We start from the raw sequence: 16,279 nt of genomic DNA on the forward strand, positions 1-16,279 counted from the left end.
CCCCCGCACCGCCCCCGCCATCCACATCACTCGCACCACCTGCATCACTCGCACCACCTGAACCACCCGCACCGACGCCCCCACCGCCCGCGCCCCTCCCGTCCTCGTACGCGCGCGCCGAGGCGTCCACGTGCGCGAGCCGCCGCAGCGCGCCGAACATCGCCTCCCCCAGCACCGTGCCCACGACCACGCTCTCCACCAGGTCCTCGCGCGCCACCCGGCGCCCCACGTAGTCGAGGTCGGCCCGCGCGACCGGTTCGGCGGCCGCCGCGTAGGCGTCGAGCAGTTCGACGAAGCCGCCGTGCCCGGCCCGCCGCAGCGCGACGATCACCTCGGCCAGGGACTCACCGGCCGGGCCGGCCGCGTCCGCCCGCCAGCCGCGCCGCTCCACCAGTTCCGCCACCTCGTCGCGGGCGTCGTCCAGTTCGGGCCCGGGATCGTCGCCTGCCGGCTGGGCGAGGCGCTTCGCCGCGAAGCCCAGCACCTTGTGCACCGGCCGCTCGGGGTCGTCGACCACCCGCAGCACATCGCCGATGGCCGCCAGCGAGAGCCCGCCGACGTCCAGCAGGGCGCGGATCAGCCGCAGCCTGCGCTCGTGCCCGTCGTCGTAACTGGCCTGGTTCGGGCTGGTCAACTGCCCGGCCGGCAGCAGCCCTTCCCGTACGTAGTACTTGATCGTCGGTACCGGGACCCCGGACCTGCGGCTCAACTCTCCGATGCGCACCGCGTGTTCATCCTTCCGCGCTTGCCAACCACCGGAGCCATCATAGATAGTTCCACTATCGGATAGCGGAGAGTGCTGCTATCCATAATTCTCTGGGGGTTCCATGCCTTCCCGGCTCTTATCCGCCCCGTTCCTGCCCTCCTGGCGTTCCTGGCACCGGCCGTTGGTGCTCTTCGCCGCGGCGATGGCCGTCATGGCGGCCGTCTCGGCCGTGGGGCTGGTGGTCGACGACCGGGTCCTCGCGGGCGCGGCGATATGGTTCAAGCCGTTCAAGTTCGCGGTCTCGTTCGTCGTGTACGCGCTCACGCTCGCCTGGATGCTGACGCTGGTCACCCGCGGCCGGCGGGTCGGCTGGTGGGCGGGCACGGTGGTCGCGGCGGCCTGCCTGGCCGAGATGGCGATCATCACCGGCCAGGTGGTCCGCGGGAAGCGCAGCCACTTCAACCACGCCACCCCGTTCGACGAAGCCCTGTTCAACGCGATGGCCGTCACGGTCGTCGTCCTGTGGACCGGCACGCTGGTCATCGCGGTCCTGCTGCTGCGCGCCCGCATCGCCGACCGCGCCACCGCCTGGGCGATACGTTCGGGCGTGCTGCTCGCCCTGGTGGGCGCCGCGTTCGGTTTCCTGATGACACAGCCCACCCCCGAGCAGCGGGCGACCGGAAACCTGGACACCGCCGACGTGATCGGCGCCCATGCCGTGGGCGTACCGGACGGCGGCCCGTCGATGCCGCTCACCGGCTGGTCCACCACCGGCGGCGACCTGCGCATACCGCACTTCGTCGGGATGCACGCGCTTCAGCTGCTGCCGCTCCTCCTGCTCGTCCTGATGTCCCTCGCCCCGCGTTTCGCGCGGCTGCGCGATCCACGGGTCCGGCTGCGGCTGGTGCTGGTCGCCTCGGGGTCGTACGCGGCACTCGTCGCGCTCGTCACCTGGCAGGCGCTGCGCGGCCGGCCGCTGATCCACCCGGACGGCGCGACGCTCGGCGCCGCCGCCCTGCTCGTGGCGGCGACCATCACCGGCGGCCTGCTCGCCCTGCGGACGCCCCGCGCGGACCGACGGCCGGGGTCTCGGTCCGGCCCCGCCCCGGAGCACGGCCCCGACTCGAATCCCGATCCCGACCCGAAGTCCGATCCCACGGAAACGAAGGAGCTCGTGGCATGACCGGTGCGCTCTTCGAGATCTCGTTCCTCCTGGCGGCCCCCTTCTGGCTGCTCATGATCCTGGCGCCCGGCCTGCGCCTCACGGCCCGTGTCGCCGCCTCGCCGCTCACCGTGCTGCCGGTGCTGGCGGTCTACCTGCTCATGGCCGTGCCCGTCCTCCCCGAACTCTGGGACGCGGTGCGCAGCCCCGACCTCGACACCTTCCGCGACCTGACGGCCCTGGCGAACGGGGCCGGAGCGATCTGGGCCCAGGTGATCGCCTGGGACCTGCTGCTGGGCCAGTGGATGTTCCTGGAGGGGCGCCGGCTGGGGATCTCCCCGTGGGTGATGAGTCCGCTGCTGGTGCTGACGATCCTGCTGTCGCCGTTCGGCCTGCTGGTCTTCCTCGTCCTGCGGGCGGTACGGGGACGGGGGACCCGTACCGGGAACGGGGCCCCCGACCGGGCGGCCGTCCGCGCCCCGGCCGGATGAATACCCTGGCCGGATGAATCCTGTGAGCGACACGGAGCGTCACGACCGGGTGGCGGGCGCCGTCGTCGGATCGGCGGTGGGCGACGCGCTCGGAGCACCGTTCGAGTTCGGCCCCGCAGGTGTGTACACGGCCCGCTTCCCGGACGGCGTCGGCACGATGTGCGGGGGCGGCGGCTGGAATCCCGGCGAGGCCACGGACGACACCCAGATGGCGGTCCTGGTCGCCGAGTCCCTGCTGGAGCGCGGCGGGCTCGACCTCCCCGACATGTTCGACCGGTTCCGCCGGTGGGCGGCGGCCGAGCCGAAGGACATCGGGCTGCAGACCGAGCAGGTCCTGACGGACGACGCGCCCTGGGACCTCGCCGCCGCGCTGCACTTCCAGGTCAACGGGCGTGCGGCGGGCAACGGTTCGCTGATGCGGGCGGCCGGCTCCGCCGTGTACTTCGCGGCCCGGGGGCGGGCGGCGACCATGGACGCGGCGCGCCGGATCGCCGCGCTGACCCATGGCGACCGAGCCGCCTGGGAGGGCACCGCCGTGCTCCACGAGCTGATCCGGGTGGCGCTCGACGGGGGCGATCCGCTCGGTGCCGTCCCCGCCGCCCTGGACCTGGTGCACGAGGACCACCGCGGGCGCTGGGCCGTCGTCCTGGCCCCGGACTGGCACCCGGACGCGGCGACGGAGTTCAACGGCGCGGTGTGGCCCTGCCTGGGCACCGCGCTCTGGGCACTGCGCACCGGCCGCACGTACGAGGAGGCCGTGGCCGCCGCCGTCGACGTGGGCGGCGACACCGACACGGTCGCGGCGGTGACCGGCGGCCTGGCGGGTGCCGTGCACGGCTTCGGCGCGATCCCGCCCCGCTGGACGGAGCCCCTGCACGTACCGCTGCCGGGATTCGGGGACCGGGTGCTGGGCACCGCCGACCTGGTGGACCTGGCCCGGCGACTGGACGGGGCCGCCCCGCGCGATTCCCGCGGACATTGACCGACCCCGAACCTACACATAAGGGGCATATAAGAGCAGAATGGCAAGGCAGGCTGTTCATCACACGGCACGTGATGGCGGTGCTGCACGAGGGAAGGAGACGAACCCCATGTCAAACATCTCGCACACCGGCCGTGACATGGCCAGTCACCCCGATGTCTCCGAAATGCGCGATCGTTATGCCCGCATGCTCGGTGGCCGCGATGTGGCCCTGGTGGACGCGCCGGTGTTCCTCGTCGGTCTCTACTGCGCCATATCGCCGTGGGTGCTCCACTTCACGGCGAGTCAGCCCACGCTCGCGACGCACAACCTGATCATGGGTCTCGCGATCGCCGCCCTGGGCCTCGGGTTCACCGTCATGCCCGAGCGCATGTACGGCCTGAGCTGGGCCATCTGCGCCATGGGGGCCTGGATGATCATCTCGACGTGGATCGTCGGCAGCAGTCCCGACCTCGGCATCGTCCTCAGCAACATCATCGTCGGCGGTCTGACCGTGCTGCTGGGACTGGTCTGTGCGGGCGTGTCCACGAAGAGCGGCAGCCGCGCCGCCTGAAGCGGGACTCGTCCGGGAGCCGAAAGCCGAAATGGGAACCGGCCGGAGCGGCAACCGGCCGGAGCAGGGGCCGTCGACCGGCCCGCGCGGAGCGGACCGGTCGACGGCCGTACGGCACCGGGGATCCCGCGGACCGCCCCGGCCCGCACCCGCGGAACGGGGCCCGCCCCGCGGGGGGACCTCACCCCACGGAGCTGTACGCCACGACCCCTCGCAGCACCGCGTCCACCGCCTTGTGCGCGCTGCGCGCCACGGAGCTCCCCTCCCTCGGCGCGGCGGCCGCGATCTGACCCAGCACGTCGATCACCTGCTTGCACCACCGCACGAAGTCCCCCGCCGGCATGTCCGCCTCGCCGAGCACTTCGTCCAGCGTCCGCCCCGACGCCCACATGTAGACCGCCCAGGCGAACCCCAGGTCGGGCTCGCGCTGTCCGACCCCCTCCGCCTGGTTGATCTTGAAATCCTCCTCCAGGGCGTCGAGCCTGCCCCAGATCCGGACCATCTCGCCCAGCGCGGTCTTCGCCGGTCCCGACGGCAGCTTGGGCGCCACCGCGTCGTCGGCCTGCCGCGCCTCGAACACCAACGCCGATACGCACGCCGCGAGTTCGGCGGGGTTCAGGCCCTCCCACACCCCGGCCCGCAGGCATTCGCTCGCCAGCAGGTCCAGTTCGCCGTAGAGCCGCGCGAGACGGCGCCCGTGCTCGGTGACCTCGTTGCCCCGCAGGTAGTCGAGCTCGGTGAGCAGCGCGACGATCCGGTCGAAGGTGCGGGCGATCGTGTTCGTCCGCCCCTCGATCCGTCGCTCCAACTGCTTCGTGTCGCGCTGCAGTCGGTGGTAGCGCTCGGCCCACCGTGCGTGGTCCTCGCGCTCGTCGCACCCGTGGCAGGGGTGCGCCCGCAGCTCCGCCCGGTAGCGGGCGATCTCCCGGTCGTCGGCCGCGACGGACCGCCCCTTGCGGTGCCGGTCCGGCACGATGTGCCCGGCCTTGGTCCGCAGCGCGGAGGCCAGGTCGCGACGCGACTGCGGCGAGCGCGGGTTGAACGACTTCGGCACCCGCATCCGCTCCAGCGCCTCCACCGGCACCGGGAAGTCGATCGAGGCGAGCCGCTTGACCTGCCGCTCGGCCGTCAGCACCAACGGCCTCGGCCCGTCGTGGTATTCGAGCCCGCGATGGCCGTGCCCGTTGGTCCGCCCGGCGGGCAGCCCCGGGTCGAGGACCAGTGCCAGCCCGGCGAACTTGCCGGTGGGCACGTGGATGATGTCACCGGGCTTGAGCTTCTCCAGCGACGCCGCCGCGGCCGCCCGCCGCTGCACCGCGCCCTGCTTGGCCAGTTCCGTCTCCCGGTCCTTGAGGTCGCGGCGCAGCCGCGCGTACTCCTCGAAGTCGCCGAGGTGGCAGGTCATGCCCTCCCGGTAGCCCTCCAGTCCCTCCTCGTTCCTCTGGACCTGGCGGGAGATGCCGACCACCGACCGGTCCGCCTGGAACTGCGCGAAGGAGGTCTCCAACAGCTCGCGCGAGCGGTGCCGCCCGAACTGCTGCACCAGGTTGACGGCCATGTTGTACGAGGGCCGGAAGCTGGAGCGCAGCGGGTACGTGCGGGTGCCCGCCAGCCCGGCCAGCGCCCCCGGGTCCATGCCGCGCTGCCAGAGCACCACGGCGTGGCCCTCGACGTCGATGCCGCGGCGCCCGGCCCGCCCGGTCAGCTGGGTGTACTCGCCGGGGGTGATGTCGGCGTGCTGCTCGCCGTTCCACTTGACGAGCTTCTCCAGCACCACCGAACGCGCGGGCATGTTGATGCCGAGGGCGAGGGTCTCCGTGGCGAAGACGGCCTTGACCAGCCCGCGCACGAAGAGTTCCTCGACGACTTCCTTGAACGTCGGCAGCATGCCCGCGTGGTGGGCCGCGATGCCCCGCTCCAGTCCTTCGAGCCACTCGTAGTAGCCCAGGACGTGGAGGTCCTCGCCGGGGATGGAGGCCGTGCGCTCCTCGACGATCTCGCGGACCAGCCGCCGCTTCTCCTCGTCGTTGAGCCGCAGTCCGGCGTGCAGGCACTGCTGCACGGCGGCCTCGCAGCCGGCCCGGCTGAAGATGAACGTGATGGCGGGGAGCAGTCCTTCGGCGTCCAGCCGGTCGATGACCTCGGGCCTGGCCGGGGTCCAGATCCGGCTGCGCTGGCGCCGCTCGCGCTCCCGGTCCGCCTCGCGCACCATCTTGCCGCGGCGGCGCTCGCGCGGGTTGTACCCCCGCTGGTTCTCCATCCGGGCCAGCCGGACGAGATCGGGATTGACCTCGCGGCGTCCGGTGCCCCGGCCGCCGTGGTCGGTCTCCTCCTCGAAGAGGTCGTACATCCGGCGGCCCGCCAGCACGTGCTGCCAGAGCGGCACGGGCCGGTGCTCGGAGACGATCACCTGGGTGTCGCCGCGGACGGTGTCCAGCCAGTCGCCGAACTCCTCGGCGTTGGACACCGTCGCCGACAGCGACACCAGGGTCACCGAGTCCGGGAGATGAATAATCACTTCCTCCCAGACGGCGCCCCGGAAGCGGTCGGAGAGGTAGTGCACCTCGTCCATCACCACGTAGCCCAGGCCGCGCAGCGTCTGCGAGCCCGCGTACAGCATGTTCCGCAGCACCTCGGTGGTCATGACGACCACCGGGGCATCGGCGTTGACGCTGTTGTCGCCCGTCAGCAGGCCGACCTTGTCCGGCCCGTACCGCTTGACCAGATCGGTGAACTTCTGGTTGGACAGGGCCTTGATGGGCGTGGTGTAGAAGCACTTCCGGCCCTGCGAGAGGGCGAGGTGCACGGCGAATTCACCGACGATCGTCTTGCCCGACCCCGTCGGGGCGGCGACGAGTACGCCCTTGCCGGCCTCCAGGGCCTCACAGGCCTCGATCTGGTAGGCGTCCAGATCGAATTCGTACAGCTCACGGAAGGGCGCGAGTGCGGTGGCCTGCTCGGCGGCGCGGATCCGAGAAGCCTGGTATCGCTCAGCTGGTGAGAGGTCCTCTGTCATCGTGCTTTCGAGCCTACCCGCCACCTCCGACAGCAGGCGCGATCTTTAAATCCCGCCGGAGGGACCCGGCGCGAGCACCCGTACCGCGCCCGGCACGCAGTGCGCGGTGAGCGGCAGCGCCCCGAGCTGTTCACCGTCCGCGTACGCGGTGACACCGGTCGCGGCCAGCTCGATGGAGGAGACCCGGTGCACGGTGACCGCGGGGTGGTCGAGGTGCGTTCCCCTGTAGACGCGAGGGAAGACCTTGAGCAGGGTGGTGCGGCTGCAGTTCCCGACGACGGTCACGTCGAACAGCCCGTCGTCCATGACGGCGTCCGCGCAGATCCGCATGCCCCCGCCGTACGTCGAGCCGTTGCCCACGGCGATGAGGGTGGCCTCGATCTCCCGCACGGGGCCGCCGTCCAGCCGGATCCGGTACGGGATGGGCCTGAACGCGGCGAGTTCGGCGAGGATCGCGAGGTCGTACTTGAACCGTCCGCCGACCCAGCGCATCCGGTTGCCGCGGTCGTTGACCCGGGAATCGAAACCGGAGGCGAGCACGGAACCGAACCACCGCTCGCCGACCCGGCCGAGGTCGATCTCGCGCGCGGCACCGCCCTTGAGCAGTTCGGCGGCCAGTCGTCCGGCGGCGGACGGGTCCCGTATCGGCGTCCCGAGCGCGCGGGCGAAGTCGTTGCCGGTGCCGACGGCGACGATCCCGAGCGGGGTCCGCGTCCCGGCGACGGCCTGCAGGGCGAGGGACATCATGCCGTCCCCGCCCACCGCGACCAGTGCGCCGGTCCCGTCCGCGACGGCCCGGCGGGCCCTTCGCAGGGCGTCGTCGGCGTCCTCGCCGAGAACCGTGCGGACGGAGAATCCGGCGTCCCGCAACGCGGAAGCGGCCGGCTGCGCGGCATGCGCGCCCCGGCCGCTTCCCGCGGTGGGATTGACGAAAAGGGTGATCTCGCTGGTCACCCGGGGACCCTACAAGGTCAGGTGATGTCGTCGTAACCGTTCAGTCGGTCACGGTCCGAGTTCGCCTGCGAGGGCAGTGACCGGGTGGACGAGACCGGTTCGATCTCACCGATGTCCTCGGGCGTGAGGTCCAGGTCCGACGCCTCGTCGTCGGCCGGGCCCGCTGCCGCGATCCGCGCCTTGCGGCGGTCGTTGAGGAGCGCGATCGCCGTGGCCACGAAGTAGAGCGCCCAGATCGGTACGGCGAGCATCAGCATGCTCACCGGGTCCGTGCTGGGAGTGGCCAGTGCGGCGAAGAGCGTGATGCCCATGATCATGCCCCGCCACCAACCCAGCATCCGCTTGCCGGTGATGACCCCGCCCAGGTTCAGCATGACGAGCAGCAGGGGCAGTTCGAAGGAGAGACCGAAGACCACGACCATGCGTGTGATCAGGTCCAGCAGTTCGTCCAGCGGCAGCTGGTTGTCGAGGTCCGCCGGCGAGAACTCCAGCAGCACCCGGGACATCGTGGGCAGGGTCTTGTACGCGAAGAAGCCACCCGCGAGGAAGAGCGGGAAGCCCGCGCCGACGAAGGCGAGGGAGTACTTCTTCTCGTGCTTGTGCAGCCCCGGTGCGACGAACGCCCACAACTGGTAGAGCCAGAGCGGCGAGGACAGGGCGAGACCCGCCATCAAGGAGACCTTGAGGGCGAGGGTGAACGGGGTGATCAGACCGTTCAGGACGATACGCGCGCAGGTACCGTCCTCCTTCTGCGAGAGTTCGGCGAAGCTGGACTCACAACCGACCGCCTTCAGCACGGGGTCGGTGAAGACCTCGATGATCTCCTTGTAGAAGAACGCGGCAACGATCGTGACGACGACGATCCCGAGCAGCCCCTTGGCCAGCCGGTTACGCAGCTCACGCAGGTGCTCCACCAGGGGCATGCGGCCCTCTGGGTCCGTCTCCTGCTTGCGGGCAGACTTGAGCAACCCACGTCCTCATCTCGTGCAGCAGGCCCTCGCGATCAGGGCGCCTGCGTCGGCCCGTTTCTTGTCAGCGCTTGGTCGAGTCGGTCGGCTCCGCGACCGGACGCGAGCTGGTCACGTCACCGGGGGCGGCCTTGATCGTGCGCTGGGCGGTCTGGTCCTGGGCCGCGTCGTCGGCGGCCGGCTCGGCCGGGGTCGCCGACGGGGAGCCCTCGGACTTCATCGCCTTGGCTTCGCTCTTGAGGATGCGGGCCGACTTGCCGAGCGAGCGAGCCATGTCAGGAAGCTTCTTCGCGCCGAACAGCAGAATAACGACGACGAGGATCAGGATGATCTCGGGAGCGCCAAGCTTTCCGAACATATGCGTGTACCTTCTCACCGAGGCAGCAGGGGCGGGCGGATCGAACCTCGGACCGGACGTCCGACCTTCGTACTGTCAGCGATCGTATCCCGCAGGAGTAAACACAGGGCAATACCCACGCATCCTTGCGGTTACGGCCCATGCCTCGCTCTCCGGGCCGCTTCAGCAGCGTACCCCTCCAGCCCGAGAAACTGGAGGCCGCGCCCGTCCCGATCCATTCACCCTGCTCACGGGGCGATTGGGAGCCGGAGGAGCACCGGGGGCGAGGGGTCCGTCAGCGCAGTGCCTCACCGGTGGCGGCCAGGTCGGTCGCCGCCCTTTCGAGGTCCTCCGCGGCCCGGTTGATGCGCTGCGTGGTCAGCGTCACCTGGCGCCCGAGGCGCTGGGCCTCGACGAAGACCTTGACGGCCAGCACGCCGAGGACGGCGATGCCGAGAAATCCCAGGGCGATGGCGAGCATGGGCCAGAACATGCGCAGAGCCTCGATGTGTCTAGGGGGCGGAGCCTCGGGGCCGGTGCGGCGGGAGGCGTTCCGGTGACGGATGCGGAAGAGCGCCGGGAGGACGGGGCCGGGGCAGCCCTCAGGACCGGAGGCCGGTGTGGAGGCGCAGCGTCCGGACCCCGCCACCGGTGAGGAGTTCGACTATCCGCTCCCCCGCGGGCTTGCGCACGGCCGTGCCGCACCGGGGGCAGGTGAAGGAGTAGAACGTCGTGCGGCGGCTGGCGCCGACGGCGAGGCGCAGGGCGCCCGCCGCCAGCTCGAACCGTTCGCGGCAGTCCGGGCAGGCGGCCCTGAACCGCACGGACTCGGGCACCACCACGGTCGGGGCGTCCGACACCACGGACATATGGCTCATGTCTCCCTCGGTATCCGCTCAGACCGGGCCGTCGTACGCGGCGAGCGCCGCACGGGCCGCCTCCCGCGCGCTCTGCGCCAGCTCCGGCGGGGAGACGATGCGGCCCTCCCCGCCCAGCCGCAGCGCGAGCCTGCGCAGCGAGGCCGGATCGGGGGTGCGCAGGGTGATGCGCAGCCCGCCGTCGGGCAGCTCCTGCGCGCTGTCGTGCGGGTAGTACTCGGCGACCCACCGTCCGCCGGGGCCCACCTCGACCACGACCTCGGGGTCCTCGGCCGCCGGGTGGACGAGCCCTTCGGACAGGTCCCGCAGTTCCAGCTCGGGCGGGGCGGCCGGTTCGTCGAGGAGCCGGATCTCGGCCACCCGGTCGAGCCGGAAGGTGCGCCGGTCCTCGGAGGACCGGCACCACGCCTCCATGTACGTGTGCCCCACGGCGAACAGCCGGATCGGGTCCACCTCGCGCTCGGTGAGTTCGTCGCGGGCGGGCGAGTAGTAGCGCAGCCAGAGCCGGCGGCGCTCGGAGATCGCCCGGTCGACGTCAGCGAAGACGCCGCCCTCCGACTCGAAGGTGACCGAGAGCCGGGAGCTCGCCGCGCCCGTCTCACCGGCCGCGGTCTCCAGCTTCGCGGTGGCCCGCAGCAGCGCCTGCCGGTCGCTCTCGCGCAGCCCGGGCAGCGTGGCCACGGCGCGGGCGGCCACCAGGAGCGCCGTCGCCTCGTCGGCGGCGAGCCGCAGCGGTGCGGCGACGTCGTCCGGGTTGTGCCACCAGATGCGGTCGCCGTCGGTGTCGATGTCCAGCAGGTCCCCGCCGCGGAAGCTCGTCCCGCACATGGGCAGTACGTCGAGGTCCGAGATCAGCTCGTCCTCGGTGATCCCGAAGGCGCGGGCCACGTCCTGGACGTGGGCACCGGGGCGCTCGCGCAGGTACGTCACCAGGGAGAGCATCCGGCGGGTCTGGTCGATCGCGTTCGTCGCCATGAGTACGCTCCTCCCCCTCAGTCCTTGGCCACGGCGCGCAGCCGCTCCACCACGTCGGCCCGCAGATCGGCGGGCTCCTCCACGACCACGTCCGGGCCGAACTCGACGAGCCAGGCGTCCAGGCCGTGTCCGTACGGAATCTCCAACTCGTCCCACCCGTTCCCGAGTTCCCGGACCGACACGGCGCGCGAGCGCAGCGGGTAGCCGGCTCCGGTGCGCAGCCTGATCAGCGCGGTCCTGGTCGCCGTCTCCCCCGCCCAGCTCTCGACGGTCTCGCGGACGGTCACCACGTCGGGCACCTCCCTGGTGAACGCCCCGGCCCGGGAGCGGACCCGGCCGGTGATCCGGGAGAGCCGGAACACCCGCTCGGCCCCGCGGTCGCGGTCCCAGCCGGCCAGGTACCAGTGGCCGCGCCAGCACTCCAGCGTCCACGGTTCGACGTGGCGCTGTTCGGAGCGGGCCGCGTTGCCCTTGCGGTAGTCGAAGATCACCGGGCGGCGGTCCCGGCAGGCCAGCATCAGGGGTTCGAAGGCGGCCTCGTGGACGGGGATGCGCGGTTCGAGGGCACTGTGCACCTCGTACGTCTCCTCGGTCTCCGGCATGCCGGCGGCCCGCAGCTTCTGCAGCGCGCCGCTGGCGGCGCCGGCCAGCCGGGCCTGCTGCCAGACCTTGGCGGCCAGTCCGAGCGCGGCGGCCTCCTCGGCGTCCAGCGTGATCGGGGGCAGCCGGTTGCTGTCGCGGCGGGCGAGGTAGCCGATGTCGCCGTCCAGGTTCTCCACGGTCTCGATGACCAGACCGAGCTCGCGCAGATCGTCCTTGTCGCGCTCGAACATCCGGTTGAAGGCGTCGTCGGAGCCCGCTTCCAGGTAGGCCTCGATGGATCCGCGCAGCTCGCGCTTGCTGAGCGGGCGGCGGGTCCCCAGCAGGCACAGCGCCAGGTTCATCAGCCGCTCGGCCTTGGCAATCGCCATCGGCGCCCTTTCTGTTTCGCTCTACGACGGTCGACCGTACCGCTCCGCGCTGTCCGGACAAAAGCGAGGGCCCGTGCCTGATGGCACGGGCCCTCGTGTCGCACGGATGCGGATCAGACGGCGACCAGGTCGCAGACGAAGATCAGCGTCTCGCCGGGCGCGATGCGGCCGCCACCGGCGCCGCGGTCGCCGTACGCGAGGTGCGCCGGGATGATCAGCTGACGACGGCCGCCGACCTTCATGCCCTGCACGCCCTGGTCCCAGCCGGCGATGACCTGACCGGCACCGAGCTGGAACTCCAGCGGGCCGCCGCGGTTCCAGGAGGCGTCGAACTCCTCACCGGTGGAGAAGGCCACGCCCACGTAGTGGACGCGGACGGTGGCGCCCGCCTTGGCAACCGCGCCGTCGCCCTCCCAGATGTCCTTGATCTCCAGCTCGGCCGGCGGCTCGCCACCCGGGAAGTCGATCTCGGGCTTCTCGATGCTCACTGACTTGCTCCTCTTGATGATGAACTGGGCAACCGGGACAGTCTTACATCTTCGCCAGCAGGTCCACCGCGAAGACCAGCGTGGACTTGGCGGGGATGGTCTGCTGGGCCTTGTCGCCGAAGCCCTGGTCCGGCGGGATGACGAGCAGCACCCGGCTGCCGATCTTCTTGCCGACCAGCCCGTTCTTCAGGCCCTTCAGGGTGACCTGGGCGAGCGGGAAGGTCTGGGTCTTGCCCGCCGCATAGGTGCTGTCGAAGGTCTTGCCGTCCTTCCACGTCAGCCCGACGTAGTTCACGACGACGCTGTCGGTGTCCTTCACGACCTCGCCGTCGGACTCCAGGATGTAGTTGGAGACCAGCTTCTTCGGCGGGTCGCTCTTGGCCGGGATGGTGACCTTGGGCGCCTTGCCGTCGGTGTTGGTGCCGACCTTCGGGAGGTCGATGTTGTCCTGGGCGACCTCGGTGCCCTTGGCGGAGGCCGGGATCTGCGTCGCCTTCAGGACGTCGACGACGAAGACGAGCGTGGCGTTGGGCTTGATGTCGCCCTGCCCCTGGGCGCCGTAACCGAGGTCCGGCGGGATGACCAGCTGGACCCGGCTGCCGACCTTCTGGCCGACGAGGCCCTTGTCCCAGCCCTGGATGACCATGCCGGCACCGAGGGTCAGGTCGAACGGCTGCTTGCGGTCGAAGCTGTTGTCGAACGGCTTGTCGGAGTCCCAGGACTGGCCGAGGTAGTTGACCTGGATCGCGTCGCCGTTCTTGAGCGTGGCGCCGTCTCCCTTGCTGACGACTCTGGTCTTCAGCTCCTTGGGCGGGTTGCCCGTGCCCTTGGCCAGGGTGGGCTTCTCCCCAAACTTCGCGCCCGCGGTGATCGCGGGGAAGCCGTCCTTCGACGGGGCGGAGGCGGAAACTGAATCGGAAGCGGAGCCCTTCTCGTCGCCGCAGCCCGATGCCAGCAGCAACAGGGGTACGACGAGAAGGCCGGCAAGTCGGCGCACTGGTTCCTCAGATCTCAGACGGCACGGTTGATTGGGTCCCCGACACTCTAGGGCGTACGCGGGGCCCCGTACGAGGAACGTACGGGGCCCCGCGTCGCGTCGTCGGCCGGGCTTTCTCCCGCGCCGGGTCACATACCCGCGATCAGCTTCTCGACACGGTCGTCCACCGAACGGAACGGGTCCTTGCACAACACGGTGCGCTGCGCCTGGTCGTTGAGCTTGAGGTGCACCCAGTCGACGGTGAAGTCCCGCCGCTGCTCCTGCGCCCTGCGGATGAAGTCGCCGCGCAGCCGCGCCCTGGTCGTCTGCGGGGGCACGGACTTGCCCTCGAAGATCTTCAGGTCGTTGCAGACGCGGGCGGCCTGCCCCTTGCGTTCCAGCAGGTAGTACAGACCGCGACGACGGTGGATGTCGTGGTACGCGAGGTCTATCTGGGCGACCCGCGGGTGCGACATGGTCATGTTGTGCTTGGCCCGGTACCGCTCGATGAGCTTGTACTTCATCACCCAGTCGATCTCGGTCTCGATCCGGTCGAGGTCCTCGGCCTCGACCGCGTCGAGCGTACGGCCCCAGAGCTCCAGCACCCGGGCGACCGTCCCGGTGCGGATGCCGCGGCGGTCGACGAAGTCGACGGCCTTCTCGTAGTACTCGCGCTGGACCTCGATGGCCGACGCCTCGCGGCCGCTGGCCAGGCGCACCTTGCGCTGCCCGGTGGTGTCGTGGCTGACCTCGCGGATCGCCCGGATCGGGTTCTCCAGCGTCAGGTCCCGCATCACCGTGCCCGCTTCGATCATGCGGAGCACCAGGTCGGTCGCGCCGACCTTGAGCAGCATGGTCGTCTCGGACATGTTGGAGTCACCGACGATGACGTGGAGGCGGCGGTACCGCTCCGCGTCCGCGTGCGGTTCGTCACGCGTATTGATGATCGGACGGGAACGCGTCGTCGCGGAACTGACGCCCTCCCAGATGTGCTCGGCACGCTGACTGACGCAGTAGACGGCGCCCCGGGGGGTCTGCAGCACCTTGCCCGCGCCGCAGATCAGTTGCCTCGTGACGAGGAAGGGAATGAGGATGTCCGCGAGCCGGGAGAATTCACCGTGCCGGGCCACCAGGTAGTTCTCGTGGCAGCCGTAGGAATTCCCCGCGGAGTCGGTGTTGTTCTTGAAGAGATAGACGTCGCCCGCGATTCCCTCCTCGTGCAGGCGGCGTTCGGCGTCGACGAGCAGACCTTCGAGAATGCGCTCACCGGCCTTGTCGTGGGTGACCAGTTCGGTCAGGTTGTCGCATTCGGGGGTTGCATATTCCGGATGCGATCCCACGTCGAGGTAGAGGCGGGCGCCGTTCCGCAGAAAGACATTGCTGCTGCGGCCCCATGACACAACACGGCGGAAGAGGTAGCGCGCCACTTCGTCAGGGGACAGTCGGCGCTGTCCCCTGAACGTGCACGTGACGCCGTACTCGTTCTCCAGCCCGAAAATGCGGCGGTCCATGACTGAACATTACGCCTGATGGCCTGAGCTGAAACCGGGTTCGACAGCACCGTTTCGATCATTTTCCGATCCCCGTACCGCAACTGCGGTGCGGCCGGGAACTGCCAGTACCCGTCCGGTGGTCAGCAGAACGAGGAGTGCCGCCACTCCACCGGCCGCAGCGACGGCGAAACTCCACGCCGTGCCGCCCAGCTCGACGGCCGGGCCCGCCACGGCCGTTCCCACAGCGGCGCCCACCCCGAACGTCGTCACCAGCCAGGAGAACGCCTCGGTCACGGTGCCCCGCGGGGCGTGCCGGTCGACCACGATGAACGAACAGGCGATCGCGGGGGCCAGGAAGACCCCGGCCAGCGCCGCCAGCGCGGTCATGGCGACCACGCCCGGCGTCAGCATCAGCGGCAGGTAGCCCAGTGCCAGCAGGGCGACGATGACCCGCAGCCGGCGCTCCGGGGCCCCGGCCCACTGCCGTGCCCCGTACACCGCGCCGCCGATCAGCGCGCCCAGCCCGAGCGCGGCCATCAGCCAGCCGTACACCGACTCGCGGCCGTGGTCGTCGGCGTAGGCCACGCCGGCCACCGTGATCGAGCCCAGCGCCAGTCCGACGAAGAAGAACGAGCCGAGCAGCACCAGCAGCCCCGGCGAGCGCAGCGCGCCCAGCCAGTGCGCCTCGCGGGGCGCGGAGCGCCAGGTGCGGGACGGCTCGGAGAGGACGACGGAGAGCGCCCCCAGCACCCCCAGCACGTTGATGACGAGCAGGGCGGCGGCGGGCGACCAGAGCGAGACGAGCACCGTGACCAGGAGCGGGCCGAGGGTGAACATGACCTCCTGGGCGACGGCGTCCATGGCGTACGCCCGGTGCACCCGGTCCTCGCCGCCCAGGACGCTCGGCCACAGGGCCCGCAGGCCGCCCTCCAGCGGCGGCGTGAAGAGTCCGGCCACGACGACCGCCCCGTAGGCCAGGGGCAGCGAACCGAGGCCCACCGCGGCCAGCAGGGCCATGCCCAGCGCCGAGACCACCGAGGCCGGGAGCTGGACGCGCGGCTGGCCGTACAGGTCCACGGCGCGGCCCAGCAGCGGCTGGCCGACGGCGGTGGACAGCCCGTACACGGCCGCGAGCGCGCCGGCGAGGGTGTAGCTGCCGCCCTCGGCCCGGGTGAAGAGCACGATCGCGATGTGGCCGGTACCGCTCGGCAGCCGTCCCAGCAGGGTGCCCGCCAGCAGCCGCGCGGCGTGTTTCGCCCGGAGGATGTCCAGATATCCCGCGGCCATGTTTCGTCGCCCCTCTCCCTCGGGCGCTCTTCGGCCACCCAG

The 16,279-nt window shown here is 70.9% G+C and carries 17 protein-coding genes; 4 read left to right on the forward strand and 13 right to left on the reverse strand.

The annotated features are described in order from the left end of the window. The coding region (locus EAO76_RS04645; protein WP_148835569.1) for a MerR family transcriptional regulator at nucleotides 1-724 on the reverse strand (724 nt) is incomplete at its 3' end. A 184-nt stretch (nucleotides 725-908) separates the two neighbouring features. On the opposite strand from EAO76_RS04645, the gene EAO76_RS04650 reads away from it, so the two are divergent. The 4 genes from EAO76_RS04650 (at nucleotide 909) to EAO76_RS04665 (ending at nucleotide 3,894) form a co-directional block, all read left to right on the forward strand. Next, nucleotides 909-1,889 carry a hypothetical protein gene (locus EAO76_RS04650; RefSeq protein ID WP_262375343.1) on the forward strand — a complete coding sequence of 327 codons (981 nt, stop codon included), beginning with the start codon at nucleotides 909-911 and terminating at the stop codon, nucleotides 1,887-1,889. Further along, complete coding sequence (locus tag EAO76_RS04655) at nucleotides 1,886-2,359, forward strand: ABA4-like family protein (RefSeq protein WP_148833610.1); 474 nt, start codon at nucleotides 1,886-1,888, stop codon at nucleotides 2,357-2,359. The genes EAO76_RS04650 and EAO76_RS04655 overlap by 4 nt, the downstream gene beginning before the upstream one ends. Before the next feature lie 13 nt (nucleotides 2,360-2,372). Beyond that, nucleotides 2,373-3,341, forward strand: a complete 969-nt coding sequence (locus tag EAO76_RS04660) for an ADP-ribosylglycohydrolase family protein (protein ID WP_148833612.1) — start codon at nucleotides 2,373-2,375, stop codon at nucleotides 3,339-3,341. Nucleotides 3,342-3,450: 109 nt separating this feature from the next. After that, nucleotides 3,451-3,894 carry an SPW repeat protein gene (locus EAO76_RS04665; protein ID WP_148833614.1) on the forward strand — a complete coding sequence of 148 codons (444 nt, stop codon included), beginning with the start codon at nucleotides 3,451-3,453 and terminating at the stop codon, nucleotides 3,892-3,894. Nucleotides 3,895-4,075: 181 nt separating this feature from the next. Here the strand turns inward: EAO76_RS04665 and EAO76_RS04670 are convergent, their stop codons facing one another. From EAO76_RS04670 to EAO76_RS04725, 12 genes are all read right to left on the reverse strand, one after another. Beyond that, nucleotides 4,076-6,910: an RNA helicase gene (locus tag EAO76_RS04670; protein WP_148833616.1), complete on the reverse strand. Its 2,835-nt coding sequence runs from the start codon at nucleotides 6,908-6,910 to the stop codon at nucleotides 4,076-4,078. 45 nt (nucleotides 6,911-6,955) lie between these two features. Continuing rightward, the gene (locus EAO76_RS04675) at nucleotides 6,956-7,864 is read right to left on the reverse strand and encodes a diacylglycerol kinase (protein WP_148833618.1); all 909 of its coding nucleotides are present in this window, start codon (nucleotides 7,862-7,864) and stop codon (nucleotides 6,956-6,958) included. 17 nt (nucleotides 7,865-7,881) lie between these two features. After that, nucleotides 7,882-8,832: a twin-arginine translocase subunit TatC gene (gene tatC, locus EAO76_RS04680; RefSeq protein WP_148833620.1), complete on the reverse strand. Its 951-nt coding sequence runs from the start codon at nucleotides 8,830-8,832 to the stop codon at nucleotides 7,882-7,884. A gap of 64 nt (nucleotides 8,833-8,896) precedes the next feature. Then, entirely contained in the window at nucleotides 8,897-9,190 is a 294-nt protein-coding gene (gene tatA, locus EAO76_RS04685; protein ID WP_148833622.1) for a Sec-independent protein translocase subunit TatA, read from the reverse strand. A gap of 274 nt (nucleotides 9,191-9,464) precedes the next feature. After that, the gene (locus tag EAO76_RS04690; RefSeq protein ID WP_148833624.1) at nucleotides 9,465-9,662 is read right to left on the reverse strand and encodes a hypothetical protein; all 198 of its coding nucleotides are present in this window, start codon (nucleotides 9,660-9,662) and stop codon (nucleotides 9,465-9,467) included. A 109-nt stretch (nucleotides 9,663-9,771) separates the two neighbouring features. Next, complete coding sequence (locus tag EAO76_RS04695) at nucleotides 9,772-10,047, reverse strand: hypothetical protein (RefSeq protein WP_148833626.1); 276 nt, start codon at nucleotides 10,045-10,047, stop codon at nucleotides 9,772-9,774. A gap of 18 nt (nucleotides 10,048-10,065) precedes the next feature. Next, a complete protein-coding gene (locus EAO76_RS04700; RefSeq protein WP_148833628.1) occupies nucleotides 10,066-11,022 on the reverse strand; it encodes a YafY family protein in 957 nt (318 codons plus the stop codon). A gap of 17 nt (nucleotides 11,023-11,039) precedes the next feature. Further along, on the reverse strand, nucleotides 11,040-11,993 hold the full coding sequence (locus tag EAO76_RS04705) for a YafY family protein (RefSeq protein ID WP_148833630.1): 954 nt from the start codon (nucleotides 11,991-11,993) through the stop codon (nucleotides 11,040-11,042). Nucleotides 11,994-12,106: 113 nt separating this feature from the next. After that, a complete protein-coding gene (locus EAO76_RS04710) occupies nucleotides 12,107-12,481 on the reverse strand; it encodes an FKBP-type peptidyl-prolyl cis-trans isomerase (RefSeq protein ID WP_148833632.1) in 375 nt (124 codons plus the stop codon). A gap of 43 nt (nucleotides 12,482-12,524) precedes the next feature. Then, entirely contained in the window at nucleotides 12,525-13,478 is a 954-nt protein-coding gene (locus tag EAO76_RS04715) for an FKBP-type peptidyl-prolyl cis-trans isomerase (protein ID WP_148833634.1), read from the reverse strand. Nucleotides 13,479-13,606: 128 nt separating this feature from the next. After that, nucleotides 13,607-14,968: a Pup--protein ligase gene (gene pafA, locus EAO76_RS04720; RefSeq protein WP_072484408.1), complete on the reverse strand. Its 1,362-nt coding sequence runs from the start codon at nucleotides 14,966-14,968 to the stop codon at nucleotides 13,607-13,609. A gap of 9 nt (nucleotides 14,969-14,977) precedes the next feature. After that, nucleotides 14,978-16,237: an MFS transporter gene (locus EAO76_RS04725; protein WP_148833636.1), complete on the reverse strand. Its 1,260-nt coding sequence runs from the start codon at nucleotides 16,235-16,237 to the stop codon at nucleotides 14,978-14,980. Between the last annotated feature and the right edge of the window lie 42 nt (nucleotides 16,238-16,279).

Origin of the sequence: Streptomyces sp. sk2.1 (genome assembly GCF_008120935.1) — a bacterium.
Lineage (GTDB): Bacteria > Actinomycetota > Actinomycetes > Streptomycetales > Streptomycetaceae > Streptomyces.

Excerpts from the sequence above, each read along its gene's own strand:
- EAO76_RS04650 (WP_262375343.1), top strand. The coding sequence starts at position 909 with ATGGCCGTCATGGCGGCCGTCTCGGCCGTGGGGCTGGTGGTCGACGAC.
- EAO76_RS04655 (WP_148833610.1), top strand. The coding sequence starts at position 1,886 with ATGACCGGTGCGCTCTTCGAGATCTCGTTCCTCCTGGCGGCCCCCTTC.
- EAO76_RS04660 (WP_148833612.1), top strand. The coding sequence starts at position 2,373 with ATGAATCCTGTGAGCGACACGGAGCGTCACGACCGGGTGGCGGGCGCC.
- EAO76_RS04665 (WP_148833614.1), top strand. The coding sequence starts at position 3,451 with ATGTCAAACATCTCGCACACCGGCCGTGACATGGCCAGTCACCCCGAT.
- EAO76_RS04670 (WP_148833616.1), bottom strand. The coding sequence starts at position 6,910 with ATGACAGAGGACCTCTCACCAGCTGAGCGATACCAGGCTTCTCGGATC.
- tatA (WP_148833622.1), bottom strand. The coding sequence starts at position 9,190 with ATGTTCGGAAAGCTTGGCGCTCCCGAGATCATCCTGATCCTCGTCGTC.
- EAO76_RS04690 (WP_148833624.1), bottom strand. The coding sequence starts at position 9,662 with ATGTTCTGGCCCATGCTCGCCATCGCCCTGGGATTTCTCGGCATCGCC.
- EAO76_RS04695 (WP_148833626.1), bottom strand. The coding sequence starts at position 10,047 with ATGAGCCATATGTCCGTGGTGTCGGACGCCCCGACCGTGGTGGTGCCC.
- EAO76_RS04700 (WP_148833628.1), bottom strand. The coding sequence starts at position 11,022 with ATGGCGACGAACGCGATCGACCAGACCCGCCGGATGCTCTCCCTGGTG.
- EAO76_RS04705 (WP_148833630.1), bottom strand. The coding sequence starts at position 11,993 with ATGGCGATTGCCAAGGCCGAGCGGCTGATGAACCTGGCGCTGTGCCTG.
- pafA (WP_072484408.1), bottom strand. The coding sequence starts at position 14,968 with ATGGACCGCCGCATTTTCGGGCTGGAGAACGAGTACGGCGTCACGTGC.
- EAO76_RS04725 (WP_148833636.1), bottom strand. The coding sequence starts at position 16,237 with ATGGCCGCGGGATATCTGGACATCCTCCGGGCGAAACACGCCGCGCGG.